24 protein-coding genes are annotated in these 26,004 nt (G+C 60.2%); 4 read left to right on the forward strand and 20 right to left on the reverse strand.

Features of this window, described 5'->3' with window-relative positions:
* Positions 1-105 precede the first annotated feature (105 nt).
* Together gltP and ACHPFG_RS01355 are read left to right on the forward strand one after the other, a co-directional pair.
* The gene (gene gltP, locus ACHPFG_RS01350; RefSeq protein ID WP_131699565.1) at positions 106-1,437 is read left to right on the forward strand and encodes a glutamate/aspartate:proton symporter GltP; all 1,332 of its coding nucleotides are present in this window, start codon (positions 106-108) and stop codon (positions 1,435-1,437) included.
* Between the two features lie 95 nt (positions 1,438-1,532).
* Positions 1,533-2,762 carry a nucleoside recognition domain-containing protein gene (locus ACHPFG_RS01355; RefSeq protein ID WP_090401251.1) on the forward strand — a complete coding sequence of 410 codons (1,230 nt, stop codon included), beginning with the start codon at positions 1,533-1,535 and terminating at the stop codon, positions 2,760-2,762.
* Between the two features lie 92 nt (positions 2,763-2,854).
* Here ACHPFG_RS01355 and ACHPFG_RS01360 read toward each other — a convergent pair whose 3' ends face one another.
* The 20 genes from ACHPFG_RS01360 to ACHPFG_RS01455 form a co-directional block, all read right to left on the reverse strand.
* Positions 2,855-3,466 (reverse strand): ABC-type transport auxiliary lipoprotein family protein, encoded by a 612-nt coding sequence (locus ACHPFG_RS01360; RefSeq protein WP_431701398.1) that lies wholly within the window; start codon positions 3,464-3,466, stop codon positions 2,855-2,857.
* Positions 3,463-4,401, reverse strand: coding sequence for an MlaD family protein (locus ACHPFG_RS01365; protein ID WP_027608016.1), 939 nt, complete (start codon positions 4,399-4,401; stop codon positions 3,463-3,465). Before ACHPFG_RS01365 ends, ACHPFG_RS01360 begins: the two co-directional genes overlap by 4 nt.
* A 1-nt stretch (position 4,402) precedes the next feature.
* Positions 4,403-5,206 (reverse strand): ABC transporter ATP-binding protein, encoded by an 804-nt coding sequence (locus ACHPFG_RS01370; RefSeq protein ID WP_131699563.1) that lies wholly within the window; start codon positions 5,204-5,206, stop codon positions 4,403-4,405.
* Positions 5,203-6,351 carry an ABC transporter permease gene (locus ACHPFG_RS01375; RefSeq protein ID WP_145338337.1) on the reverse strand — a complete coding sequence of 383 codons (1,149 nt, stop codon included), beginning with the start codon at positions 6,349-6,351 and terminating at the stop codon, positions 5,203-5,205. Before ACHPFG_RS01375 ends, ACHPFG_RS01370 begins: the two co-directional genes overlap by 4 nt.
* 54 nt (positions 6,352-6,405) lie before the next feature.
* The gene (locus ACHPFG_RS01380) at positions 6,406-7,437 is read right to left on the reverse strand and encodes a DUF5924 family protein (protein WP_431701399.1); all 1,032 of its coding nucleotides are present in this window, start codon (positions 7,435-7,437) and stop codon (positions 6,406-6,408) included.
* A 72-nt stretch (positions 7,438-7,509) separates the two neighbouring features.
* On the reverse strand, positions 7,510-8,892 hold the full coding sequence (locus ACHPFG_RS01385) for a M16 family metallopeptidase (RefSeq protein WP_431701400.1): 1,383 nt from the start codon (positions 8,890-8,892) through the stop codon (positions 7,510-7,512).
* A gap of 57 nt (positions 8,893-8,949) precedes the next feature.
* A complete protein-coding gene (locus tag ACHPFG_RS01390) occupies positions 8,950-10,608 on the reverse strand; it encodes a Na/Pi cotransporter family protein (RefSeq protein ID WP_431701401.1) in 1,659 nt (552 codons plus the stop codon).
* 213 nt (positions 10,609-10,821) lie between these two features.
* Positions 10,822-11,589 carry a TerC family protein gene (locus tag ACHPFG_RS01395; RefSeq protein WP_027608010.1) on the reverse strand — a complete coding sequence of 256 codons (768 nt, stop codon included), beginning with the start codon at positions 11,587-11,589 and terminating at the stop codon, positions 10,822-10,824.
* 64 nt (positions 11,590-11,653) lie between these two features.
* Positions 11,654-12,961 carry a CitMHS family transporter gene (locus ACHPFG_RS01400; protein WP_003170826.1) on the reverse strand — a complete coding sequence of 436 codons (1,308 nt, stop codon included), beginning with the start codon at positions 12,959-12,961 and terminating at the stop codon, positions 11,654-11,656.
* 376 nt (positions 12,962-13,337) lie between these two features.
* A complete protein-coding gene (locus ACHPFG_RS01405) occupies positions 13,338-15,299 on the reverse strand; it encodes a DUF4105 domain-containing protein (protein ID WP_431701402.1) in 1,962 nt (653 codons plus the stop codon).
* Entirely contained in the window at positions 15,296-15,616 is a 321-nt protein-coding gene (locus ACHPFG_RS01410; protein WP_131699555.1) for a DUF2388 domain-containing protein, read from the reverse strand. Before ACHPFG_RS01410 ends, ACHPFG_RS01405 begins: the two co-directional genes overlap by 4 nt.
* Positions 15,617-15,642: 26 nt before the next feature.
* Positions 15,643-15,951 carry a DUF2388 domain-containing protein gene (locus tag ACHPFG_RS01415; RefSeq protein ID WP_431701403.1) on the reverse strand — a complete coding sequence of 103 codons (309 nt, stop codon included), beginning with the start codon at positions 15,949-15,951 and terminating at the stop codon, positions 15,643-15,645.
* Between the two features lie 103 nt (positions 15,952-16,054).
* Complete coding sequence (locus ACHPFG_RS01420; RefSeq protein ID WP_431701404.1) at positions 16,055-16,375, reverse strand: DUF2388 domain-containing protein; 321 nt, start codon at positions 16,373-16,375, stop codon at positions 16,055-16,057.
* 135 nt (positions 16,376-16,510) lie between these two features.
* Positions 16,511-16,696 (reverse strand): DUF1127 domain-containing protein, encoded by a 186-nt coding sequence (locus ACHPFG_RS01425; RefSeq protein WP_259244310.1) that lies wholly within the window; start codon positions 16,694-16,696, stop codon positions 16,511-16,513.
* Between the two features lie 258 nt (positions 16,697-16,954).
* Positions 16,955-17,170: a DUF1127 domain-containing protein gene (locus ACHPFG_RS01430; RefSeq protein WP_003187413.1), complete on the reverse strand. Its 216-nt coding sequence runs from the start codon at positions 17,168-17,170 to the stop codon at positions 16,955-16,957.
* Between the two features lie 318 nt (positions 17,171-17,488).
* A complete protein-coding gene (locus ACHPFG_RS01435; protein WP_145338333.1) occupies positions 17,489-18,982 on the reverse strand; it encodes an acetyl-CoA hydrolase/transferase family protein in 1,494 nt (497 codons plus the stop codon).
* Between the two features lie 179 nt (positions 18,983-19,161).
* Positions 19,162-20,598 (reverse strand): NAD(P)(+) transhydrogenase (Re/Si-specific) subunit beta, encoded by a 1,437-nt coding sequence (locus ACHPFG_RS01440; RefSeq protein WP_090401238.1) that lies wholly within the window; start codon positions 20,596-20,598, stop codon positions 19,162-19,164.
* Entirely contained in the window at positions 20,598-20,924 is a 327-nt protein-coding gene (locus ACHPFG_RS01445; RefSeq protein WP_431701405.1) for an NAD(P) transhydrogenase subunit alpha, read from the reverse strand. Before ACHPFG_RS01445 ends, ACHPFG_RS01440 begins: the two co-directional genes overlap by 1 nt.
* Positions 20,925-20,939: 15 nt before the next feature.
* Positions 20,940-22,061, reverse strand: a complete 1,122-nt coding sequence (locus ACHPFG_RS01450) for a Re/Si-specific NAD(P)(+) transhydrogenase subunit alpha (RefSeq protein WP_431701406.1) — start codon at positions 22,059-22,061, stop codon at positions 20,940-20,942.
* A gap of 452 nt (positions 22,062-22,513) precedes the next feature.
* The gene (locus tag ACHPFG_RS01455) at positions 22,514-23,413 is read right to left on the reverse strand and encodes a LysR family transcriptional regulator (protein ID WP_431701407.1); all 900 of its coding nucleotides are present in this window, start codon (positions 23,411-23,413) and stop codon (positions 22,514-22,516) included.
* 158 nt (positions 23,414-23,571) lie between these two features.
* Between ACHPFG_RS01455 and ACHPFG_RS01460 the strand changes: the two genes are divergently transcribed.
* Entirely contained in the window at positions 23,572-24,753 is a 1,182-nt protein-coding gene (locus ACHPFG_RS01460; RefSeq protein ID WP_431701408.1) for an acyl-CoA dehydrogenase, read from the forward strand.
* Positions 24,754-24,765: 12 nt separating this feature from the next.
* Positions 24,766-25,986 (forward strand): CaiB/BaiF CoA transferase family protein, encoded by a 1,221-nt coding sequence (locus ACHPFG_RS01465; protein WP_431701409.1) that lies wholly within the window; start codon positions 24,766-24,768, stop codon positions 25,984-25,986.
* Positions 25,987-26,004 lie beyond the last annotated feature (18 nt).

Consider the following 26,004-nt stretch of genomic DNA (forward strand, 5'->3'; position numbering starts at 1 on the left):
CACGCTGCGGTGACCTTCCATGGAGGCAGATGCACACACTTTTTCGCTCTCGAGCGTTGCAGCTGGCGCATTTGCCTTAAGTCCACTTGAAGTAAGGGTAATGACATGAAGAAGGCAAAGCTAAGCCTCGCCTGGCAGATCCTCATCGGTTTGGTATTGGGGATCGCAATCGGTGCAGTGCTCAACCATTTCAGTGCTGAAAAGGCCTGGTGGATCAGCAATGTGTTGCAGCCGGCGGGCGATATCTTTATCCGCCTGATCAAGATGATCGTGATCCCGATTGTGATTTCCTCACTGATCGTCGGCATTGCCGGTGTCGGTGACGCGAAAAAACTCGGGCGCATCGGCGTCAAAACCATCCTTTACTTTGAAGTGGTCACCACCATCGCCATCGTGGTCGGGCTGCTGCTGGCCAACCTGTTCCACCCAGGTGCAGGCATCGACATGAGTACCCTGGGTACCGTCGATATTTCCAAGTACCAGGCGACTGCCGCAGAGGTGCAGCATGAGCATGCGTTCATCCAGACCATCCTCAACCTGATCCCATCGAACATCTTCGCCGCAGTCGCCCGTGGCGAGATGCTGCCGATCATCTTCTTCTCGGTGCTGTTCGGCCTGGGCTTGTCGAGCCTCAAGCCTGAACTGCGCGAGCCGTTGGTGACCATGTTCCAGGGCGTGTCCGAGAGCATGTTCAAAGTCACCCACATGATCATGAAGTACGCCCCCATTGGTGTATTCGCGCTGATCGCGGTGACCGTCGCCAACTTCGGCTTCGCTTCGTTGCTGCCACTGGCCAAGCTGGTGATCCTGGTTTACGTCGCCATCCTGTTCTTCGCCTTTGTGATCCTGGGGCTGATCGCGCGCCTGTTCGGCTTCTCGGTGATCAAGCTGATGCGCATCTTCAAGGACGAGTTGGTGCTGGCCTACTCCACTGCCAGTTCCGAAACCGTGCTGCCGCGCGTGATCGAGAAGATGGAAGCCTACGGCGCGCCGAAGGCCATCTGCAGCTTCGTGGTACCGACCGGCTACTCGTTCAATCTCGACGGTTCGACCCTGTACCAGAGCATCGCGGCGATCTTTATCGCCCAGCTGTATGGCATCGACCTGTCGATCGGCCAGCAACTGATGCTGGTATTGACCCTGATGGTCACCTCCAAAGGCATCGCCGGTGTGCCGGGCGTGTCCTTTGTGGTGCTGTTGGCCACCTTGGGCAGCGTTGGCATTCCGCTGGAAGGCCTGGCGTTCATCGCCGGTGTCGACCGCATCATGGACATGGCCCGTACCGCACTGAACGTGATCGGCAACGCCTTGGCCGTGCTGGTCATCTCCCGTTGGGAAGGCATGTACGACGACGCCAAGGGCGAGCGCTACTGGAACTCCCTGCCGCACTGGCGCACCAAGCAGGCGCTGCCGGTCGGTGAGGTCAGCCGCGGCTGATAACCCGCTGAACAAAACAAACCCCGGGAAATCCGGGGTTTGTCGTTTCTGTCAGCCCCGCTATCATTCCCCCCATCTTTCGGGGGATTCAACTGATGCTCAATGGCCTGTGGCTTGGCTTCTTTGTCGTGGCAATGGTGTCAGCACTGGCGCAATGGCTGGTGGGCGGTAACGCCGGGATTTTTGCGGCGATGGTCGAAAGCATTTTCGCCATGGCCAAATTGTCGGTGGAAGTGATGGTGCTGTTGTTCGGCACCCTGACGTTATGGCTGGGCTTTTTGCGTATCGCCGAAAAAGCCGGGATTGTCGAATGGCTGGCCAAGGCCCTTGGCCCGCTGTTCCTGCGCTTGATGCCGGAAGTGCCAGCCGGTCACCCTGCCATTGGCCTGATCACCCTCAACTTTGCCGCCAACGGCTTGGGCCTGGATAACGCAGCAACACCTATCGGCCTGAAGGCCATGAAGGCGCTGCAAGAGCTCAATCCCATCCCTAACACGGCGACTAACGCGCAGATCCTGTTCCTGGTGCTCAATGCATCCTCCCTGACCCTGTTGCCGGTGACGATCTTCATGTATCGCGCCCAGCAAGGTGCGCCAGATCCGACACTGGTATTCCTGCCGATCCTGCTGGCCACCAGTGCATCCACATTGGTCGGCCTGCTGTCGGTAGCGGTGATGCAGCGCCTGCGGTTGTGGGACCCGGTGGTGCTGGCCTATCTGATTCCAGGCGCGTTGGTACTGGGTGGGTTCATGGCCCTGCTGGCGACCCTCTCGGCCACCGCATTGGCCGGGCTGTCGTCGATCCTCGGCAACCTGACGTTGTTCGGCCTGATCATGCTGTTCCTGCTGATCGGCGCGTTGCGCAAGGTGAAGGTGTACGAGGCGTTTGTCGAAGGGGCCAAAGAAGGCTTCGATGTCGCCAAGAACCTGTTGCCGTACCTGGTGGCGATGCTGTGTGCGGTGGGCGTGTTACGGGCCTCCGGCGCGCTGGATCTGGGCCTCGAAGGTATTCGCCATGTGGTGGCCTGGACGGGCATGGACACACGCTTTGTCGACGCCTTGCCGACCGCGATGGTCAAGCCATTCTCCGGCAGCGCGGCACGGGCGATGTTGATCGAGACCATGCAGACCCAGGGGGTGGACAGCTTCCCGGCGTTGGTGGCGGCGACGATTCAGGGCAGTACGGAAACCACCTTTTATGTGTTGGCGGTGTACTTCGGTTCGGTGGGCATCCAGCGGGCGCGGCATGCCGTAGGGTGCGCGTTGCTGGCTGAGTTTGCCGGTGTGGTGGCGGCGATTGCGGTGTGCTACTGGTTCTTTGGCTGAGGCTTAAATAGCTATCGGGAGCAAGCCCCCCTCCACATTTGAATGTGTTCGCAGATCAACCTGTGGGAGGGGCTTGCCCCCCGATGAGGCCCTCAGCGTTTCACCGCCCCGTTGCCCTGCTGAACAACCCACTCCATCACCTGCCTGTTCAACTGATCTCCCGCCAACCCAAACCCGGCCACCACGGCCGGCACTTTGGTGTCGGTCACCGCCTGGTGCACTTCAAACCGCCGGCTGGCAATAATCCGCTGATCACTCCCACGCACCAGGCGTGCGTCGAGGCGGATCACCACCTCCACCGTACTCCCCCGGTACTCACTCTGAAACGCCTGCAACTGCCCGCCCAACTCATAGTCGGCCTGCAGGTTGGTGTCGTCGGTGCTCAACAGCGTCACTCGCCCATCGCGCTGGAACCCGTCCATCAAGCGATTACGCAACAGCACGGGCGCCGGGTCGCTCCAGCGTGAGTTCGCATAGCTGCTGATCAAATCGCCATTGGGCACCACAGCGATGCGCGAGCTGTCGAGAAACTCACTGGTCTGCGGCTTGGCCAGGCGCAGCGACCAACTGACCGGCGTGCCTTGGGCCGTGCCCTGAGCCGCAGGCAGTCGGTAGACGTCCGACGGATCAGCCTTGGGCAGGATCGAGCACGCGCTGATCAGCGCCAAGGCCACAGGGGCGATCATTTGGTAAGCACGCTTCATGGCGTGAACTCCTTGTTCTTGTCGCTGCCCAGCAGGTAGCCGCTGGGGTTGGCTTCCAGGCGGCGAGAGATAGCGCGCAGTGAACCGAGGGTTTCGCGTAGTTCACGTACGGCCGGCGCCAGTTCATTGAGGCCCTGCATGCCACTGTTCACCGAGTCCTTGTTATTGGTCAGCAAGGTGTTGATGGTGGCGGTGCTTTGTTCAAGGGATTTCATGGCCTGTTCGGCGCTGCCGAACACCTGTTTGCCTTGATCGCTGAGCAGGCCGTTGGCGTTGCGCATCAGCGCGGTAGTCTGCTCCAGGGCGGCCCCGGCCTGTTTGCTCACCTGCATCAATTGCTGCATCACTACCTTGATATCTCCACGCTGATCGGCAATCGCGCCGGTGGTTTGTTCCAGATGGTCCAAGGTGTTGCTGAGGCGCTCGACATTCTGCGCAGAGAACATGTCGTTGGCGTTGTGCAGCAGCAGGTTGATGCTGGTCATCAGGTCGTTGCTGTTATTGAGCAACCGCGCGATCGGCGATGGTGAGGCGATGATCTCCGGCAGGTTGCCGTCCTTGCCCTTGAGCTCCGGGCTTTGCGGCGTGCCGCCGCTGAGTTGGATGATCGAGGTGCCGGTGATGCCGGTCAGTGCGAGTTTGGCCTGGGTGTCTTCCTTGATCGGTGTCTGGCCGGCCAGGCGAATGCGCGCGAGTACGCGGCGCGGGTCCTTGGGGTCCAGGCGCAGGCTGATGACGTCGCCCACCTTGATCCCGCTGTATTGCACCGAGCTGCCCTGGGACAGGCCGCTGACCGCTTCGTTGAAGATCACTTCGTAATCCTGGAAGGCGCTGTCGACGCTGGATTTGGCCAGCCACAGGCCAAACAGCATCGCGCCGACCACCACGATCACGCTGAACAGACCGATCATCACATGATGGGCTCGGGTTTCCATGTCATACCTCGTTGAGCGGTTGAGCGGCATCCAATGCCGCGCGGCCTCGGGGGCCGTGGAAGTATTCGTGAATCCAGGCGTCGTTCGTTTCCGAGACGATATCGATGGCATCGGCCACCAGCACCTTTTTCTGCGCCAGCACCGCCACGCGGTCGGTGATGGTGTAGAGCGTGTCCAGGTCATGGGTGACCAGGAACACGCTCAGGCCCAACGCATCACGCAGGGTGAGGATCAGTTGATCGAATTGCGCCGCGCCGATCGGGTCGAGGCCGGCGGTGGGCTCGTCGAGAAACAGGATGTCCGGGTCCAGCGCCAACGCCCGCGCCAGGGCAGCGCGCTTGATCATGCCGCCGGACAACGACGCGGGGTATTTATCGGCCGCCGACAGCGGCAGCCCGGCCAAGGCCAGCTTGACCGCAGCCAAGTGCTCGGCATCACGGCGGCTGAGCCCGGCATGTTCGATCAGCGGCAGCGCGACGTTCTCGGTCACCGTCAGCGAGGAAAACAGCGCGCCCTTCTGGAACAGTACGCCAAAGCGCCGTTCCACCAGCGAGCGTTCATGTTCCGGCAAGCTCGGCAGGTTCTTACCGAACACCCGCACTTCGCCTTCACTGGGCCGGCGCAGGCCGACAATGCTGCGCAACAGCACCGACTTGCCGCTGCCGGAGCCGCCGACCACCGCAAGGATCTCGCCCTTGTACAAATCCAGGTCGAGATTCTCGTGCACGCTCTGGCTGCCAAAGCGATTGCACAGGCCACGCACTTCAATCACCGCCTCGGTGGGCGCACGGTGTAGACGACTCACCAGCCCATCTCCATGAAGAACAACGCGGCAACCGCATCCAGCACGATCACCACAAAGATCGATTGCACCACGCTGGAGGTGGTGTGGGCGCCGACCGATTCGGCGCTGCCGCTGACCTTGAAGCCTTCCAGGCAGCCGATGGCGGCGATCAGAAAGGCGAAGAACGGGGCTTTTACCATGCCGACCAGGAAGTGCTGTACGCCAATGTCCGATTGCAGCAGCGAGAGGAACATCGCTGGCGAGATGTCCAGAGCCACGGCGCACACCACGCCGCCGCCGACGATCCCCGCCAGCATCGCCATAAACGTCAGCATCGGCAGTGCCACCAGCAACGCCAGCACGCGCGGCAACACCAGCAACTCCATCGGGTCCAGGCCCAGGGTGCGGATGGCGTCGATTTCTTCATTGGCCTTCATCGAGCCGATTTGCGCGGTAAAGGCGCTGGCGGTGCGACCGGCAATCAGGATGGCGGTGAGCAATACGCCGAACTCCCGCAGGAAAGAGAACGCCACCAGGTCCACGGTAAAAATAGTCGCGCCAAAGCTCTTGAGCACGGTAGCGCCGAGGAACGCCACCACGGCGCCCACCAGAAAGGTCAGCAACGCGACGATGGGCGCGGCGTCGAGGCCGACCTGCTCAAGGTGGGCGACCATCGGTGTCAGGCGCCAGCGCTTGGGCCGGAAAATACCCCGGGCGAAGGTTTCGAGGATCAGACCGATAAAGCCCAGCAGTTGCTTGCTGTCTTGCCAGACCTTGTCCACGGCGCCGCCGATACGCGCCAGCACCTGAATGCCGGTGGCTTCTTCCGGCGCTTTGTCCGGCACGCAAAAATCGTTGAGGGAGCGGTAGACGGTCTTGAGCAGCGCGCGGTCGGCGGCGGACAGGTTGCAGTCGGTTTGTTCGGCGGATTGCTCGATACGGGTGGGCCCCAGCAGCTCCACCAGCAGCGAGGCACCCGCGGTATCCAGGGCGCCGAGGCCATTGAGGTCGATGCGCGCGCCGGCGTCGTATTGGCCGTCGAGCTTGTCCGACAGCTTCTTCAGGTTTGCGTAGTGGGCAAGCGTCCAGTCCCCTGTAATCCGCAGTAACGGGGGAGCGGTGGACGTATCGAGGTGGGCTGCGCCGGCCGTGGTACTACTGGTCATAAGCTCCGAGCTTGTCTGGCTATCCACAATTCCTACGTAATAGCACGATCCTGCCTACTTTGGGTTGTCGGTTTGTGCTGTGTCCGTCACTTTAAAACGCAGCACGCCGATCACCTGACCGTCCTCCGTCAACACCTGGACTTGCCAGCGCCCTACCGCTTCGGGCGGGAAGTTCTGCTTGTGGGTCCAGGCGCGGTAGCCCTCCTTGCGTCCGCCGTGGATGTCCAGGGCGATGCGGTCGACCTCTTTGCCGTTGAATTTCCACACGTGGTAGATGCGCTCATCCAGGCCGCGCGGCGCGTTGATCGCGGTGTAGGCGTAGAGCCCGGTGCTGCGCAGTTGGCTGGCGTTGACTTCCTTGAGGTCGTCGCCGGGCGTGCGGTCCTGCAATTGGGTACTGATCGCCACTTCGGTCATCCACAACGTGGCCGGCGGCACCCAACTGCGCAGGAACCATCCCGCACAGCCAATGGCGGCCGTAACCCCCAGCAACATCGCCCAGCCTTTGAGGCTGCGCAGCGGCAGGCTGACCGCCAGGCTTGGAATCGACAAGGCCATGGCCACGCCGAGGGCGAGTTTGTAACTTTCGGCGGTGGTCAGGTGCAAAATGATCGGCAGCGCAGTAAGCAGCGCGGCGAACAAGGTCAGGGTGTGCAGCGCGAGGAACAACGAGCGCTTGGGCGCCAGCCACTTGTAGTACAGCGGGTCGACGATCGACACCAAGGCGGCCGCGCCGAGCAGGCCGGTGAACACGGATTGGCCGCTGTTCCAGGCCGTGGTGACGAAAAAGAACGGCAATACGAAGAACAGACTTTCCTGGTGGATCATCTGGGTCGCGTAGCGCAGCAGGGGTTCGGGGATTTCGCGCTTGAAGACCTTGGTGAACAGCTGGGTAAAGCTGTTTTCCAACATCAGCCACAGCCAGCTCACCAGCATGATCACCGCGATCCAGCTGGCCATGCCCTGCTGGCGATCCACCAGGATGAAGCTGCACACACCCGAGACAAAACCGCCGAGTGCAATCACCCCTGGGTAGCGCTTCATCAGTTCGAGGATGCGGGTGATTAAGCGGGTCAGGTTTTGCATTCGGCGGTTCGCAGTCTTTGTAGGAAAAAATCCCAGACAGAATAACGTCTTAGGCCAGGGTTCGGTGCCTCTTTACGTGATCCGTTTGCGATAACGGCGCACGCCGATCAACACAATGGCAATCAGCCCGAGGACGCCGGCGCCGATCCAGTTGAGCATGTCGTAACTCAGCAGCGGCTTTTCGATGCGCCAGTAACCCGGTTGCTTGAGCAACTCGCGCATGGCCTGGCTGGTCTGCTCCAGGTTCACGGCCTTGATGCGTTTGACCGGGTCGCTGAAGTGGCCGTTGTCATAATCGCCCGAGGCGCTCCAATAATAGTCGGCCAGCGCGCTGTTGCCCTGCACGGCCCAGGCCTGGCGGGCGATGGCGGCCTGTTTGAGGCGCGCGAATACCGTCGGGTCAAGGCCATCCTTGAGCAGTTGAGTCTTGAGATCCTGCAGCACCTGCTCGGCCTCGGGGAGGTTGTCCCGCTCGAGGTCGGCATTCAGGCTGAGGAAGCCAACGCCACCGAGCACTTCGCGCTCGCTCCAGGGGCCGTAGGACAACCCATGCTTGAGGCGCAGTTGGCGGTACAGCGCCCAGTCCAGGTAATCCTTGAGCAGGTCGTAGGTTTCATCATGCTGGTCGTCCAGCACCGGCTCGGGGAACAGCCAGTGCAGTTTGGCACTGTCACCCACCCAGCCGTGGATCAGGTCGCGGTGGCTGGCGGCGGCGTGCTGGATTTGCGGCAGCGCCGGGTGCTCGCTGGGTTCGACCGGGTCCAGTTGGCCGTAGGTGCGTTCCAGGTAGGCGGGCAGCAGTTTGTCGAGGTCACCGACGATGATCAGTGTCATGTTGTTGGGGGCGTACCAATTTTTGCGCAGCGTCTGCAGTTGCTCGCGGGTCAGGTGATCGACCTGGGCGCGTTCGGCGCATTTGAGCCCCAGCTCAACCGCCAACTGGTTGCTGGCGGTGTGGCCCAGGTCCTGGCGGTCGAGCAGGCGTTGCAGGTGGGAGTAATGACCGCCGTCTTCGCGCTCGACCACCTGCTTGGCCGCGTTGATATTGGCGTCGGTCAACTCGGTGCGGGTGATGATCGCCAGCAACAGGTCCAGCACCTTGCGCTGGTTTTGTGCGGGCGCCTCGATCACAAAAGTGGTGTCGGCGTTGCTGGTGTAGGCGTTCCACTCACCGCCCAGGGCTTGCATGCGGTCCTCCAGCTCGCCTTCGCCGCCACCGTCGATGCCGCTGAACAGCAAGTGTTCGAGCAGGTGCGGCAGTTCCTTGTCTTCGCAGCTGAAGTCGTCCAGGCCCACACCGACCACCAGGCGAATCGCCACATGGCCACGCTCGGTGCCCGGTTTAAGCAACAATTGCAGGCCGTTGGGCAAGGTGTAACCCTCGACCTGCAGGCGGTCAAAGGCGAAGACGTGGGCAGAACCCATGAGCAGGCAAGCGAACAACAGGCGACGCATAACAAGCTTCCTGGCGAGTGAGGTCAGCTTTAACTGACTTCACGGGCCATCGTACGTTCAGGGCGAATGTGTGATGTCGGCAATATCTTCGGCGGAGAGTGCGCCGGTGTCGGACGTTTCCAAGACTACATAAGCACTGCTGCAAAACAACGAGTTCAAGCGCTTCATGTCGGCAATCAGCTCCAAGTGCAGGGAGCTGGTCTCCAGGCTCTGCACGATCTTGCGTTGCAGGCGGCTGACGTGAGCGTGGGCCAGGCGGCGCTCCTGGGCACGGAAGCGGCGCTTTTCACGCAGCAGCTGGCGGGCGCTTTCCGGGTCGGCACTGAGGAATACCGACAGCCCCAGGCGCAGATTGGCGATCAACTGGCTGTGCAGGCCGGTGAGTTCTTCCAGGCCCACTTCGGAAAATTGGCGACGCTGCGAGGTTTTCTGCTGCTGGACTTTGCGCAGCATGCGTTCGATCAGGTCGCCGGCCAGTTTCAGGTTGATCGACAGCTCGATGATTTCCGCCCAGCGCCGACTGTCTTGCTCGCTGAGGTCTTCGCGGGGCATCTGCGCAAGGTAGAGCTTGATCGCGCTGTAGAGTGCCTCGACGTCATCGCTGAGGCTGCGTATTTCCTGGGTAATGGCAGTCTGTTTGCCGCGCAGTACTTCCTGCATGGCGGTGAGCATGTTGTCGATCAGGTCGCCCAGGCGCAGGGTTTCGCGCGCGGCATTGGCCAGCGCCAGGCTCGGCGTGGCCAGGGCTGTGGGGTCCAGGTGGCGCGGTTTGGCCTTGCCGTTGACCTCGTCCCGCTCCGGCAGCAACCAGGCGCACAGCTTGGCCATCGGACCGATGGTGGGCAGCAGGATCAGGCAGCGGCTGACGTTGTAGAGCAGGTGGAAGGTGATGACCATGCCTTGTGCGCTGTAGTCCAGGCCGTCCATCCACAGCACCAGCGGGTCGAGCACCGGGATAATCAGCAGCAGGCCGATCAGTTTGTACAGCAAGCTGCCCAACGCGACCTGGCGACCGGCAGCGTTCTGCATGCTGGTGCTGAGGAAGGCCAGCACGCCGCTGCCGATGTTCGCCCCGATCACCAGGCCGATGGCCACGTGCAAGCCGATCACGCCGGCGCCGGCCAGGGTGGCGGTCAGTAGGACGGCGGCGAGGCTGGAGTAGGAAATCATCGCGAACAACGCACCGACCAGGGCATCGAGCAAAATATCGCCGGTCAGTGAGGCGAACAGCACCTTCACACCCTGGGCGTGGGTAATCGGCCCGGCGGCTTCGACGATCAATTGCAGCGCGAGGATGATCAGCCCGAGGCCTATTCCGACCCGACCCAGCTGCCCTGCCCGCGTCTGTTTGCGCGACAGGAAGAAAATCACCCCGAGAAAGATCAGCAACGGCGACAGCCAGGACAGGTCGAACGTCAGCACCCGTGCCATTAGCGCGGTGCCGACGTCGGCCCCGAGCATGGTCGCCAGGGCGGGCACCAACCCCATCAGGCCTTGGCCGACAAAGGACGTCACCAGCATCGCCGTGGCGTTGCTGCTCTGCACCATGGCGGTCACCAGGATACCGGCGACAAATGCCAGCCAGCGCTTGGACATGTTCTGCCCGATGACTTGACGCAGGTTGGAGCCGTAGACGCGCAAGATGCCGGTACGGACGATGTGCGTGCCCCAGATAAGCAGGGTCACGGCGGAAAGCAGATTGAGCAAGGTCAGCATGCTCGGCCCCCCGTGTGGGTGTGCGCCATTTGGCGCAAATGAGAATTGCCGCGTGCCGTTCTACGTCTTGTAGTTAAGCTGTAGTTGGCGAATGGGCTCGGCGCCAGCATCGCATAGCTAAAGTTGGGATTGAAACAAAACTGTCATGAAATCAGCTTTTTATGGATGAAAAAAAAGGGGCTTATAAAAGCCCCTTTTTTCTCTGGCTCGGGTTTACTGACCCGGAATGTCCTTGCGCAGTTTCACAGGATCCTGCTGTTTCTTCTTTTTCGCGATCGCGGTACGCATCTTGATATTGACCGCTTCCACCGCCAGCGAGAACGCCATGGCGAAGTAGACGTAGCCTTTTGGCACGTGCACGTCGAAGGATTCGGCGATCAGCACGGTACCCACCACCAGCAGGAATGACAGCGCCAGCATCTTCAGCGACGGGTGCTTGTCGATGAAGTCGCTGATGGTGCCGGCAGCCAGCATCATCACCAATACCGCAACGATGATCGCGGCAACCATGACGGGTACATGGGAGACCATGCCCACGGCGGTGATCACCGAGTCCAGGGAGAACACGATGTCGATGATCGCGATCTGGATGATGGTGTAGATGAACTTGCCACCGGCGCCCTTGGGTTCGTCGTGGGTTTCGTCTTCACCTTCCAGGGCGTGGTACATCTCCTGGGAGCTTTTCCACAGCAGGAACAGGCCACCGAAGAACAGGATCAGGTCGCGGCCGGAAATGCCTTGGCCAAAGACCACGAACAGGTCGTCGGTCAGGCGCATGACCCAGGTGATCGACAACAGCAACAGAATGCGCGTAACCATGGCCAGGGCCAGGCCGAAGATCCGGGTGCGTGCCTGCATATGCTTGGGCATGCGGCTGACCAGGATCGAAATCATGATGATGTTATCGATGCCCAGGACGATCTCGAGGGCCGTCAGGGTGAAGAAGGCAATCCAGATTTCCGGATTGGTCAGCCATTCCATGTGTATTCCTTTGAGCAAGTGTTAAACCGCGCCAGCAGTTGGGCCGGCGCAGTGGGTTGTACGATTATAGAGTGCTGAACAGCGGAAAAATCCCCATCAGCAATGCGGCGAACATTATGCACAGGCATACCAGTACTGCCCACTTCAGGGTGAAGCGCTGGTGATCGCCAAATTCGATACCGGCCAGGGCCACCAACAGGTAGGTCGACGGTACCAGCGGGCTGAGCAAGTGCACGGGCTGGCCAACGATGGAAGCGCGGGCCATTTCCACGGCGGTGATGCCGTAGTGGCTGGCGGCTTCAGCCAGTACCGGCAGTACGCCGTAGTAGAACGCATCGTTGGACATGAAGAAAGTGAACGGCATGCTCACCAGCGCGGTGATCACCGCCAGGTAAGGGCCCATGGCTTCCGGAATCACGGCCAGCAGGCTCTTGGACATGGCATCGACCATGCCGGTGCCCGACAGGATGCCGGTGAAGATCCCAGCGGCGAAGATCAGTCCCACCACCGCCAATACGCTGCCGGCGTGGGCGGCGACGCGGTCTTTCTGCTGTTGCAGGCACGGGTAGTTGACGATCATCGCGATACTGAACGCCACCATGAACAGCACCGGCAGCGGCAACAGGCCGGCGATCAGGGTGCACATCAGAGCCAGGGTCAGGGCGCCGTTGAACCAGATCAGCTTCGGACGGCGGGCATCCGGGTATTGCGACACGCTGATCTCGCTGTGGTCGATCTCGTCGCCCTGCAGGTGCAGTTCACCCAGGCGCGCACGTTCGCGCTTGCCGTACATGTAGGCAATCACCAGGATTGCGACTACACCGGCGGCCATTGCCGGGATCATCGGTACGAAAATATCCGAGGGGTCCACATGCAGCGCACTGGCGGCACGGGCGGTCGGGCCACCCCAAGGCGTCATGTTCATCACGCCACCGGCGAGGATGATCAGGCCGGCCATGATCCGCGGGCTCATGCCGATGCGCTGGTACAGCGGCAGCATGGCGGCCACGCAGATCATGTAAGTGGTGGCGCCGTCACCGTCGAGGGACACCACCAGGGCCAGCACGGCGGTGCCGACCGATACCTTCAGCGGGTCGCCCTTGACCATCTTGAGGATCTTGCGCACGGCCGGGTCGAACAGGCCGGAGTCGATCATCAGGGCAAAGTAGAGGATGGCGAACATCAGCATCACGCCGGTGGGCGCGAGCTTGGTGATGCCTTCGAGCATCATCGGGCCGATCTTCGGTGCGAAACCGCCGAACAGCGCGAACAGGATAGGCACGATGATCAGGGCGATCAGCGCGGACAGGCGCTTGGTCATGATCAGGAACATGAACGTGATGACCATGGCAAAGCCAAGGAAAGTCAGCATAGGAATACTCCAGGCGTAGCGCGGCTAGGGAATGGCGAACCGGGGTGGGGTCAGCGCAGAACGAAGGGCACGAGGCTTACGGGTGGAGTTGGGGCGAACAGGCGGGTACGGACGGACATCGGGGATCACCATTGTTGTTGTGTACAGCCGGTCTGTTGCCGGCAGTTGGGGGCGATCCTAGACGCGTAAGCTTTCAGCCAGCTTTCGTTGGCAAAACAGTTGGTGGTGGGAAGATGTACGGTCTTCAGACGTACACATTTCAAATGTGGGGGGGCTTGTTCCCGATAGCGGCGTGTCAGTCAGCTTATTTGCTGCGAAGACACCGTAATCGGGGGCAAGCCCCCTCCCACATTGGAATGTGTTTATCTCAGGTACTTCAGGGCAGCTCGAGGCCGCCCGCTGCTTTGTGCAGTTTGCGCAAGTGTTCACCCACTTGCTTGAGGTTGGCTTCACACGCGGCAATCTCGGCGGCGCGGGACGGGTCCAGCAGCGCCCTCACCTCTTTATCCAGCTCACCGGTGAGTGATTGCAACTGCTTCTGGCGCTCGGCGCTTTCCGATTCCAGGCGCTTGGCTTCCGACGGTTGCGGCAGGCCATAGCCACCGCTGCCGAGCAGTTCCGCCGGGCGGCTGAGGAAGCCACTGTTGGCGAGGATCTGCTGCAGTGTGGCGTTGGCTTTCTCCATGCCGCCGTTCTTCAGTTCGCGGGCACCGAGGTAGCGTTGCTTGACTTCGTCCTGGGCCAGCATCAGCTGTTTGCGAAAGCTCGCCTGTTCCAGCAGCAGCAGTGCGGCGCTGGTGCGCAGGTCAGCCTGGTCGAACCACTGGCGGCGCTCTTCGGCGCTGAGGGACAGCCAGTCTTCAACCTGGGTCTGCTTGATCGGCAGGTGTTTGCGCAGCACGTCGAACATGGCCTGGTAGCGCTCGCGGAAGGAGTCGAAGTGATACCCCAGACGCATGGCCTCGCGTTTGTCGTTGAGTACGCTGGTATCCGCCAGGCCACGGGCTTGCAGCACTTCCAGCAGGCCATTAGGCGTGATGTTGTCCAGGCCGGTCAGCTGCGGGTTGGCGCTGCCGCTGCGCAGCAGCTTCAGGCTTTCGACCGCGCAGTTGTTGGACAGGAAGTAATAGTTGCCGTCATAGCTCCAGTGCATTTCAGCAGCGTGCTCGACGGTGTCGTTGATCTCTTGGCGTGACAGTTTCAGGGGCACGGACGCCAGGCCGCGCAGTTCGGTCTTGGTGTATTCGTCGATCACCTGAGCCAATGGCAACACGAACAGCCGTGACGGGTACTTGCCCACCAGGCCATCCCAGCTGGACAACTGGACGTCACCGACGAATGCCCGGTAGGACAGCACCAGGTGCTGGTCCAGATCGAGCCGGCAGTCTGGCCCACGGGGGCGGCCCGGCGCGCAGATCACCAGGCGCAACATGCTGTGGCCCCAGCGGCTGACCAGGTTCTGGTTGGCTTCGGCCAGCAGGTAGTCGATTTCGTAGACCCGCTCCGGGTCGACGTGGCCCAAAGGTGTCTTGGCGAAATCATTGCCGGCGTTGAGGAACGCGTAGGTCTTGGCGCAGGTGTCTTGTTCCGGTGGGGCCCAGCCGAAGTGTTCCTTGTAATAGCGGAACAGCGCGGGGCGTCGGCAGGCATAGCTTGGGTCGAGGAGGAAGTACTCCATATTGACCGCTACGAACTCCAGCGGGCTGGTGGTTTCGTAGATGTCCGGGCTGCGCGCGACCTGACGGTTATGTTGTTCGCGTTCACCGCGACGGCCGACATATTGCGGCCAGCCCGCCAGGTCCAGCAGGCGCGGGTCATCGCTGAGGGTGAAGCGCCGGTCATTCTGGCCACGGCATTGATCAGGCAGGCCGATCAGGCCGGTGATGTTGTTCTGGCGGCTGCAACGCTGTATCAGCGCGCGCTCGTCTTTGGACCACAGGCGTGCGCGGTCATAGATGTGGGTCAATTCATGCAGCACGGTGGCGAGCATTTCCCGGCGCACGGTGCCGTGGGGACGATTGGTTTTCTGGGTGGCGGCGCTGCCGTCGGTCAGGCTGGCCAGGAGGTTGCGGTTGAGGTCCAGTTCGGACACCAGGGAGGCCTGGCCGTATGCGTTTTCGGGCATCTTGTCGGTCCAGCCGACATCGATGCGACGGTCCAACTGCTCGATAAAGCGCGGCGGCAATGCGCGCATCGCCTCATCAAGCAATGCCTGGCTGGCCTGCTGTTCGGCCGGGCTCAAGCCTTCTGGCTTGAGCCGCAGTTGCAGGCTGGCCTGGGCTGCGCTGGCACACAGCAGCACAGTCCCGGCCAGGAGCCAGGCGACAAGGCGCCTCACAGAGCGAGAATAGCTTCGGCGAGGGTCTGGTCACTGGCGTCGCGCGCTTCCGGCAGGCGGGTGCGCAGGGTGTCGAAGGCCGCTTCCAACTGTGCGCCACGAATCTCGCCGTTGGTGGCGACGAAACTGGCCGCGTCATCGTGGGCTTCGCGCACGACTTTGGAGTCGCGGATGGAGGTGGTGGTGTCCGAGGTGAAATCAATGGTGCGGCCAGAGGCGCGAACAATGATGTTACTGGTGGCCACCAGGGTTTGTGCCTGGGCAACGTCGGCCAACAACAGCAGGCCAAGGGTGGCGGCGATCAGCGGGCTACGCATGGAATGACTCCGAAATACAAAGATGATTATTGGACGAGAATTGCTTGCGCCAGTTCAAGGTCGCTGGCGTTAAGTTTTGGTTGGGTGCGGCGCAGATAATCCAGCGCGGACTCCAGCCGTGCGCCCCGCCATTGGCCGTCAGTGGCGATAAATGCAGCGGCATCATCCTGGGCAGCCACGACCACTTTCCGGTCGAAAGGCGCGGAAGTTACCTTACTGGTGGCATACGCACTCGCGACGGTGCTTTGGATGGTCAGGTCAAAGGCCGAAGCCAGTGGCGACCAGCTGGCACACAAAAACACAGGGAGTATTAGCAGACGGTATGAAAAAGCCATGGGACTCGACAACTGAAAGCGAGCGCCAAGGCTAGCGTAATGCCCGGGCGAGAGCCAGTGCGGCGGCATCAGGGAGCGACGGGCGCTCCCTTTGTCAGCTCACTCAAATAGCCAGGATGGCTTGGGCCAGTTGTGCGTCAGTCGCGGTGTTCAGTTGCGGTGCTTGTTGGCGGATCTGGGCCAAGGCGCTTTCCAGCTTCACACCACGAATGGCACCTTCGCTGGCGACGAAGCTGGCTGCGTCGTCACGGGCGGCGCGCACGACTTTGTTATCCCGCAGGGACGAAGTGGCATCGGAGGTGGCGTCGGAAGTAGCCTTCAATGCGCCGACGATGGAGTCGGTGGTCACGATGAAGCTGGTCGCGCTGGCGTTGGTGGCCAGGGCCAGCAGGGCTGCAGCACTCAGCAGGCGAATACGGGACATGGGGTGACTCCTGTAGGTGAACGAATAAGGTGGCGCAGGGCAGCCATTGGGGATCAGACGCCTGTTCTAACGGTTCGCCACGTTGTGGCTGGATATTAAGCCGCTGTTTATACGTTCGGAAAGCTTATTGACTGCCTAGTCTCGCCAGAACGGCTTTGACAGCTCGGCCATTCGGTCTCCCGGGCTGATGCCGACATCGGAGAGTTCTCGAAGATCAAGCTGCGCCAGTTGGCGTCGTTCGTAGGCGTGGCGTACCCATTTGGCCAGCGTTGAAACGGTCCTGTGTAACAGCCGTTTATAGAGAGAGGGTTGGGTGTCCATGGTGAGCGCCTTTCGTGAGGTCCTGGAACACCATGGTGGGCGAGTTGCTTTGACCGTTACAGATACACCAACGCTTAATTGTACTGCTTAACTGTTATATTTTTTAAACTGTACCTGTCCTGACCAACGGCTTCTGTTTGGCCTGGAAAAGGCAGGCTCGGAAACAACAAAGCCCACCTTCGGTTTCCCGGGGCGGGCTTTGTTTTGACAAATCAGTGCTGGCAGTGGACCCGGTGGGTCAGGGCCAGCGGGCGCCAATTAGCGCCAGAACGGCTTGCTCAGCTCTTCGTAGCGTTGAGCTTCGCTGATACCGGCGTCAGCCAGCAGACGCGAATCCAGACGAGCCAGTTGATGGCGGCTGGAGATGCGGCGCTGCCACAGCATCAGGTTGGCGAGAACGCGCAAAGGCAGGGAAGCCTGGGTGTTTACAGCTTTTTCTTCGAAGAACAGTTCGGAACTGAGTGTACGTTCCATGATGACATCCTTCCGCTTGTGGCGGGATTAGGTAGTGGTTTAACTGATGCCAATGATCCTCTTCCGGCGCAAGACTCTCTAGATACAGTTCACCTGTATTGTGAGGGGCCAGTTAACTGTTTAAAGGTGCTGTACTGTACGGAAATGGGGCAACTGTACCTGTCTGCACTTAAATAGTGCGAAATTTGCATTTTACAACGCGGGTGTGGGAGTTTTCGGTAGGAAATGACCGGTACAGCAGTACAGTTTTTTCAAGAAGCGAGGGTTATGCAATCGAGCTGACGAAACTGTGTTTGCATCAGCTCGAATCTGTACCAATCAAGCCTTGAGCATATGCCCGGTTTCTTCCAGGTTAATGTGCCAACTCAGTGCTTCGCGCAGGATGTGTGGGGTGTGTCCGCCGATGGCGCAGGCAGCATTGAAGTAATTGTTCAGCGCATCGCGGTATGCCGGGTGCACACAGTTGTCGATGATCACCCGGGCTCGTTCCCGCGGCGCCAGGCCACGCAAGTCGGCGAGGCCTACTTCGGTGACCAGGATGTCGACGTCATGCTCAGTGTGGTCCACATGGCTGACCATCGGCACCACGCTGGAAATCGCGCCGCCCTTGGCAATCGACTTGGTGACGAAGATCGCCAGGTGCGCGTTGCGCGCGAAGTCGCCGGAACCGCCAATACCGTTCATCATCCGCGTGCCGCAGATGTGGGTGGAGTTGACGTTGCCGTAAATGTCGAACTCCAGCGCGGTGTTGATGCCGATAATGCCCAGTCGACGCACCACTTCAGGGTGATTGGAGATTTCCTGCGGGCGCAGTACCAGCTTGTCTTTGTAGTGCTCCAGGTTGCCGAACACGTCGGCATTGCGCCGCTCCGACAAGGTGATCGAGCTGCCCGAGGCGAAACTCAGCTTGCCGGCGTCGATCAGGTCGAACGTCGAGTCCTGCAGCACTTCCGAATACATGGTCAGGTCTTCGAACGGCGAATCGATCAGGCCGCACATCACTGCGTTGGCAATGTTGCCGATCCCGGCCTGCAGCGGGCCGAGCTTGTTGGTCATGCGCCCGGCGTCCACTTCCTGCTTGAGGAAGTTGATCAGGTGGTTGGCGATGCCCTGGGTGTCGCTGTCGGGTGGTGTCACGGTGGAGGCTGAGTCGGCCTGATTGGTGATCACGATGGCGACGATCTTCTCCGGCGGGATCGGGATCGCAGTGCTGCCGATACGGTCGTCGACCTTTACCAGCGGGATCGGCGTCCGGGTTGGCCGGTACGTCGGGATATAGATGTCGTGCAGCCCTTCCAGGTTCGGGTTGTGCGCCAGGTTGATCTCGACGATCACTTGCTTGGCGAAAATCGCGAAACTGGCCGAGTTGCCCACGGACGTGGTGGGCACGATGTGCCCTTGTTCAGTGATCGCGACCGCTTCAATCACCGCGATGTCTGGCAGCTTGAGCTGGTTGTTGCGCAGTTGCTCGACGGTTTCCGACAGGTGCTGATCGATAAACATCACTTCGCCGGCGTTGATTGCCTTGCGCAAGGTGCTATCGACCTGGAACGGCATGCGTCGGGACAGCACGCCGGCTTCGGTCAGTTGCTTGTCCAGGTCGTTACCCAGGCTGGCACCGGTCATCAGGGTGATTTTCAGCGGGGACGTCTTGGCGCGCTCGGCCAGGGCGTGGGGGACGGCCTTGGCTTCACCGGCTCGGGTGAAGCCGCTCATGCCGACGGTCATGCCGTCCTCGATCAGTGCGGCGGCGTCTGCCGCGCTCATGACCTTGTTCAACAACGAAGGCAAGCGGATACGATCACGGTACATGAATTGTTATCTCAGGCTACGGAAGCAAGGTGGGCAGTGTAGTGATTTCAAAAAATTTCGGCCCGCTACCATGGTCGAATGCGGGGCAGCCATTTAGAGCCTTTGGTCGGGTTTCATGGGGTAATAAAAAACCCCAGCCTATAGGAGGCCGGGGTTTGGAGTATTGCGCTGAAGCAGTGTTACTCGACGGCCTTGACCATGTCTTCAATGACCTTCTTCGCGTCACCAAAGACCATCATGGTCTTGTCCAGGTAGAACAGTTCGTTATCCAGCCCGGCATAACCACTGGCCATCGAGCGCTTGTTGACGATGATGGTCTTGGCCTTGAACGCTTCCAGGATCGGCATGCCGGCAATCGGCGAGTTGGGGTCGTTCTTCGCGGCCGGGTTGACCACGTCGTTCGCGCCTAGCACCAGTACCACGTCGGCCTGGCCGAATTCGGAGTTGATGTCCTCCATCTCGAACACCTGGTCGTAAGGCACTTCCGCCTCGGCGAGTAGGACGTTCATATGCCCAGGCATACGGCCAGCCACTGGGTGGATCGCGTATTTCACGGTCACGCCACGGTGGGTCAGCTTTTCGGTCAGTTCCTTCAGCGCATGCTGTGCCCGTGCCACTGCCAAGCCATAGCCGGGAACGATGATCACGGTGTCGGCGTTGGTCAGCAGGAAGGTGGCGTCGTCGGCCGAACCAGACTTCACTGGGCGTGCTTCTTTAGAACCCGCTGCAGCACCGGCATCCGGCGCATTGCCGAAACCGCCGAGCAGTACATTAAAGAAGGAACGGTTCATCGCCTTGCACATGATGTACGACAGGATCGCGCCGCTGGAGCCCACCAGGGAGCCGGCGATGATCAGCATCGAGTTGTTCAGCGAGAAGCCGATCCCTGCCGCAGCCCAGCCGGAGTAGCTGTTGAGCATCGAAACGACGACAGGCATATCGGCGCCGCCAATCGGGATGATGATCAGCACGCCCAGCACGAACGCCAGGGCCAGCATCAGCGCGAAGGCGCTGAGGTTGCCGGTGAACATAAAGGCCAGGCCCAGGCCCAGCGTCAGCAGGCCGAGCACCAGATTCAGCTTGTGCTGGCCGCCGAACTGTACCGGTGCGCCTTGGAACAGGCGGAACTTGTACTTGCCCGACAACTTGCCGAACGCGATCACCGAACCGGAGAAGGTAATCGCACCAATGGCCGCACCGAGGAACAGCTCAAGGCGGTTGCCCGCCGGGATCGCGTCGCCCAGATGTTTGACGATGCCCAGGGACTGCGGCTCGACCACGGCGGCAATGGCGATAAACACCGCGGCCAGGCCGATCATGCTGTGCATGAATGCCACAAGCTCCGGCATCTTGGTCATTTCTACGCGCTTGGCCATGATCGAACCGGCGGTGCCGCCAACCAGCAGGCCAACGATCACATAGCCGATGCCGGCAGTGGCCAGTTCAGCGCCGAGCTTATAGATGAGGCCCACGGTTGTGAGTACCGCCAGCGCCATGCCGAGCATGCCGAACAGGTTGCCGCGCCGCGACGTGGTTGGGTGTGACAGGCCTTTAAGGGCCTGGATAAAGCAGATCGACGCGATCAGGTAGAGCGTCGTCACGAGATTCATGCTCATTACTTCGGCGCCTCTTCTTTTTCTTTTGCTTTCGGGGCTTTCTTCTTGAACATCTCAAGCATTCGGCGCGTTACCAGGAAGCCGCCGAACACGTTGACCGCCGCCAGGGCCACTGCCAGGGTACCCATGGTCTTACCCAGTGGAGTAACAGTCAGTGCTGCGGCGAGCATTGCGCCGACAATCACAATCGCCGAAATCGCGTTGGTCACTGCCATCAACGGTGTGTGCAGCGCGGGCGTGACGTTCCAGACCACGTGGTAACCGACATAAATCGCCAGCACAAAGATGATCAGGTTGTAGATACCGGGGGAGATAAGCTCTTCCATCGTCTGAATCCCTGCTTAGGCGTTTTTGCGGATGACTTGGCCGTCGCGGCACATGAGGCACGCGGCGACGATGTCGTCTTCGAGGTTGACTTCAAACTGCCCTTCCTTGTTGAAGACCAGCTTCAGGAAGTCCAGCAGGTTGCGCGCATACAAGGCCGACGCATCGGCGGCGACTGCACCGGCAAGGTTGGTCGGGCCGCAGATGATCACGCCGTTCTCCACCACCACCTGGTCGGCGACGGTCAGCGGGCAGTTGCCACCCTGAGCGGCCGCGAGGTCGATGACCACCGAGCCGGGCTTCATCTGCGCGACGGTGTCGGCGCTGAGCAAGGTTGGTGCTTTGCGGCCGGGGATCAGGGCGGTGGTGATGACTATGTCGGCCTGCTTCGCACGTTCGTGCACGGCCAGGGCCTGGCGTTGCATCCAGCTGCTGGGCATCGGACGCGCGTAACCGCCGACGCCGACGGCGCATTCACGTTCTTCGTCGGTTTCGTAGGGCACGTCGACGAACTTGGCGCCAAGGGATTCAATTTGCTCTTTTACGGCTGGACGCACATCAGATGCTTCGATCACGGCACCCAAGCGTTTCGCCGTGGCGATTGCCTGCAAGCCCGCGACGCCGGCGCCGAGGATCAGCACACGTGCGGCCTTCACCGTGCCGGCGGCGGTCATCAGCATCGGCATGAAGCGCGGATAATGGTGGGCGGCGAGCAGCACGGCTTTATAGCCGGCGATGTTGGCCTGGGAAGACAGCACGTCGAGGCTCTGGGCCCGCGAGGTGCGTGGCGCAGCTTCCAGCGCAAAGGCGGTGATGCCCTGCTCGGCCAGCTTGGCAATGGTTTCATTGCTGAACGGATTGAGCATGCCCACCAACACGGTGCCGCTTTTGATCAGCGCCAGCTCGCTGTCGCTCGGGGCGACCACCTTGAGAATCAGCTCGGCGCCAAACGCATCGCCGGCGCTGCCAATGGTCGCGCCTGCCGCCTCATAGGCACTGTCGACGATGCTGGCATTGATGCCTGCGCCGCTTTGAACAGTGACCTTATGGCCCTGGCCGATCAGCTTCTTGATGGTTTCCGGGGTGGCAGCCACCCGCGTTTCACCGGTCTGGGTTTCGAGAGGAACACCAATGTGCACGTCAAATCTCCTGCATGATCTTTTTGCTTTTGATCTTTTTGTAAAAAGGCCAGTGCACCGTGAGTGGCGCAGCTGGGGCGGCCGATCAGCACGATCCCGCTGAAATGACAGCGGGGCGCGGCATTTTGCAGGCGAACTTTACGGCCTTCAAGGGATTATGACGGGTGACGAAAAATTAACTACAAGTCACCCTGTGACTGATTGTCGCAATAGTTTGAAATAACCTCTTTAAATACAGGTGTTTAAAAGGCTCCAGCTGATTCGTATGTGTTTTTCCATCGTTGGTGTGAATAGTCGGGAATTGACAGATAGGAGTCGCTACAAGCCATGAAAATCATGGCCTTAAGCCTTTTTTCAGGTTGACAGGTACAGTCTGCTTAAATGCGACATATACGTATATCTGTAGGTTTTAAAATTAGCTGACTACAAAGTCAGTATGTGGGGTTTGTCCTTTAAATGCTGGGGCTGTAGCGCTGCGATTGGTCGACCAACCAGTCTCTGAACGCGTGCAGTGAGGCTGATTCGACTTTTCTGTCAGGAATCATCAGGTAATAAGCCTTTGAGCTGGGCAGCGCTTCTGGGCTTGCGATCATCAGTCGATGTTCGTCCAGTTCTCGCTGGATAAGGAACGGCGGGATCAGCGCAATACCCATGTCGTGCATGGCGGCTTGAGACAACATCGAGAATAGCTCGTAACGTGGGCCTGTCATGTCGCGGGGCACGTTCAGTTGTTGGGCGTTGAACCATTGGCGCCAGGCGTAAGGGCGGGTGGTCTGCTGCAGCAATGGCAGTTCTGCAATCTTCTGGGGGGTGAATCGCTCAAGTTCGCCCAATAGTCGCGGACTGCACACGGGGACAGGATTTTCTCCCATAAGCCTGTGGGATTCGGTCCCGGACCAATCTGCGTCGCCGAAGTAAATTGCCGCGTCGAATTCCGTATCCGCAAACAGAAAAGGGCGCGTGCGGTTAGTCAGGTTTACCGTCACCTCCGGATGCTGTTGTTGAAAGTCCTTGAGGCGAGGGATCAACCATTGCGTACCAAAAGTGGGAACTACGGCCAGCTCAATGGTATTTGCGCCCTGCTGCCCCATGACGGACAGGGTGTCGCGCTCCACGGCGTCCAGCTGGGTGGCGACGCGGCGGCTGTACGAAAGCCCCGCCTCCGTCAGCTTTACCCCGCGCCGTGAGCGCCGAAACAGCTCGACACTTAAAAATTCCTCCAGGCTGGCGATCTGTCGGCAAATGGCGCCTTGGGTGATGGAAAGCTCATGCGCCGCTTTGGTAAAGCTCTCGTGGCGGGCTGCCGCTTCAAAACTGACAAGGGCGGTGGTGCTGGGGATTTTTCTGCGCATGTACCTTGTCCTCACATAAAAAGTGCTGCTGTGCCATTTTCTTGTGTTACGAAGTGAGAAATTAGCACAAGCCTATGCAAAAACCTCGTTTGCTCTCCCCGCCTGGCCGGCCTAGGCTCCATCCACGACTTCTGATTTTTCTTTGCGAGGACTTATTCATGGCTGGCAAGGCAAGCTTCAACTGGATCGATCCGCTGCTGCTGGATCAACAGCTCACCGAAGAGGAGCGCATGGTGCGCGGCAGCGCCGAGCAATTCGCCCAGGACAAGCTGGCGCCGCGTGTGCTCGAAGCCTTTCGCCATGAAAAGACCGACCCGGCGATTTTTCGCGAAATGGGTGAGACCGGATTGCTCGGTGCGATGATCCCTGAGCAGTACGGGGGCAGTGGTTTGAGCTACGTCAGCTACGGCTTGATTGCACGTGAGGTTGAGCGCGTTGACTCCGGTTATCGCTCGATGATGAGTGTGCAGTCGTCGCTGGTGATGGTGCCTATCAATGAGTTCGGCACCGAAGCGCAAAAGCAGAAGTACTTGCCGAAATTGGCCTCGGGCGAATGGATTGGTTGTTTTGGTTTGACCGAGCCTAATCACGGCTCCGATCCTGGCGCGATGATCACTCGTGCACGAAAAGTGGATGGCGGCTACAGCCTGACGGGCGCAAAAATGTGGATCACGAATAGCCCGATTGCGGACGTGTTTGTGGTGTGGGGCAAGGATGATGCTGGCGATATTCGTGGGTTTGTCCTGGAGAAAGGCTGGAAAGGCCTGAGTGCGCCAGCAATTCATGGCAAGGTCGGCCTGCGCGCCTCCATTACCGGTGAGATCGTGATGGATAACGTGTTTGTGCCGGAAGAGAACATTTTCCCGGATGTGCGCGGCTTGAAGGGCCCTTTCACCTGCCTTAACTCGGCGCGCTATGGCATCTCCTGGGGGGCTTTGGGTGCTGCCGAGTTCTGTTGGCACACCGCACGCCAGTACACCCTGGATCGCCATCAGTTCGGCCGTCCATTGGCAGCAACTCAACTGATCCAGAAGAAGCTGGCCGATATGCAGACCGAGATCACGCTGGCGCTGCAGGGCTGCCTGCGTCTGGGGCGTATGAAAGACGAGGGAACGGCGGCGGTTGAGATTACATCGATCATGAAGCGCAACTCCTGCGGCAAGTCCTTGGACATTGCGCGTATGGCGCGGGACATGTTGGGTGGCAACGGTATCTCCGATGAGTTCGGGGTGGCACGTCACTTGGTGAACCTGGAGGTGGTTAACACTTATGAGGGGACTCATGACGTGCACGCCCTGATTCTGGGGCGCGCGCAAACCGGTCTTCAGGCGTTCTATTAATAGGAGAACGGCATGGGCGCGCTTTCGCATCTGCGGGTATTGGATCTGTCGCGAGTGTTGGCAGGCCCCTGGTCCGGGCAGATCCTTGCGGACCTTGGGGCTGAGGTGATCAAGGTCGAGCGACCTGGTTGCGGTGACGACACGCGTGCCTGGGGCCCCCCCTTCCTTAAGGACGCTGATGGCGAGAACACGAGTGAGGCGGCGTACTACTTGTCGGCTAATCGCAACAAAGAGTCGGTGACTATCGACTTTACGCGCCCGGAGGGACAGCAACTGGTACGAGATCTGGCGGCCAAGTCCGACATATTGATCGAGAACTTCAAGGTGGGCGGCCTGGCGGCGTATGGGCTGGACTACGAGTCGCTCAAGAAGGTGAATCCGGAGTTGATCTACTGCTCGATCACTGGCTTCGGTCAGACGGGGCCATATGCCGCTCGCGCGGGGTATGACTTCATGATCCAGGGGGTGGGTGGGCTGATGAGTCTTACCGGCCGGCCGGAAGGTGATGAGGGGGCCGGGCCGGTGAAGGTGGGGGTGGCGTTGACTGACATTCTCACTGGACTCTACTCGACGGTGGCGATCCTTGCTGCGCTGGCGCATCGGGATCATGACGGCGGTGGGCAGCATATCGATATGGCGTTGCTTGATGTGCAGGTGGCCTGCCTGGCTAACCAGGCGATGAACTACCTGACGACGGGGGTGGCGCCAAAGCGACTGGGTAATGCTCATCCGAATATCGTGCCTTATCAGGATTTCCCTACGGCCGATGGCGATTTCATCCTGACGGTAGGTAATGACGGGCAATTTCGTAAGTTCGCCGAAGTGGCTGGACAGCCGCAGTGGGCGGATGACCCGCGGTTCTCTACTAATAAGGCGCGCGTAGCCAACCGCGCGGAGCTGATTCCATTGATACGCCAGGCTACAGTCTTCAAGACGACGACTGAGTGGGTGTCACAGCTGGGGCGGGTTGGTGTGCCTTGTGGGCCGATCAATGACCTGGCCCAGGTGTTTGCCGATCCTCAGGTGAAGGCGCGGGGGCTGGCGATACAGCTGCCGCATGCGTTGGCAGGGATGGTGCCGCTGGTGGCCAGTCCGATGCGGTTATCCAAGACGCCTGTGGAGTACCGTACTGCGCCTCCTTTATTGGGGCAACATACGGCTCAGGTGCTTCAGGATGTGCTGGGGTTGGGCTCGGCGAGTGTGAAGGCTTTAAAAGAAGCGGGAGTTATCTAGGGGTGCTCTCCTATATAG

Origin of the sequence: Pseudomonas sp. BR20 (genome assembly GCF_050780135.1) — a bacterium.
GTDB lineage: Bacteria > Pseudomonadota > Gammaproteobacteria > Pseudomonadales > Pseudomonadaceae > Aquipseudomonas.